Genomic DNA, 435 nt, shown 5'->3' on the forward strand with positions numbered 1-435 from the left:
TGTCGCCAGCTTGGATGAAGTCCGGCCCCAGGCGCCCGCAGCTGATGCAGTGATAAGCCTGGGACGCCTCCTGGAAATGCATCCCGTACATTGCGCCGCAAAATGGACAGCATTCCTCGAGTTCGAGATCCGCCCATTCCCAGACGCCGAGATATTCAGGGACGGCGTCCCGATCATGGCCGATGACTTCGAATGCGTCGGCGTGTCCCGCGACGAAGCCATCGCGGCCGGCGCGCATGATGCTTGCGGTGCAACTGTGCCTCAAGGAGGCTTTCCGCATCGGACTGAATCCACCCGACCAGCACCAGCGTATGCGGATTGCCGGTCTGCAACGCGTCGCGGCGCTGATAAATGTCCTTGGCGCGTCCAATTTTCAGCAACGGCTCGCCAGTGCTCAATTGGTAGATGAAGTAGACAGCCATCATCACGTCAATT

At 59.5% G+C, this 435-nt stretch carries 2 protein-coding genes; both read right to left on the reverse strand.

The genetic code is table 11. From position 1 onward, the window contains the following. Positions 1–238, reverse strand: a 238-nt coding sequence (locus ACODSN_RS16410) for a hypothetical protein (protein ID WP_489056558.1), incomplete at its 3' end; no start/stop codon positions are given. Beyond that, positions 174–425, reverse strand: coding sequence for a GIY-YIG nuclease family protein (locus ACODSN_RS16415; RefSeq protein ID WP_489056557.1), 252 nt, complete (start codon positions 423–425; stop codon positions 174–176). The genes ACODSN_RS16415 and ACODSN_RS16410, both read right to left, overlap by 65 nt. Positions 426–435 lie beyond the last annotated feature (10 nt).

Source organism: Sphingobium sp. FG11 (assembly GCF_057809915.1).

Excerpts from the sequence above, each read along its gene's own strand:
- ACODSN_RS16415 (WP_489056557.1), bottom strand. The coding sequence starts at position 425 with ATGATGGCTGTCTACTTCATCTACCAATTGAGCACTGGCGAGCCGTTG.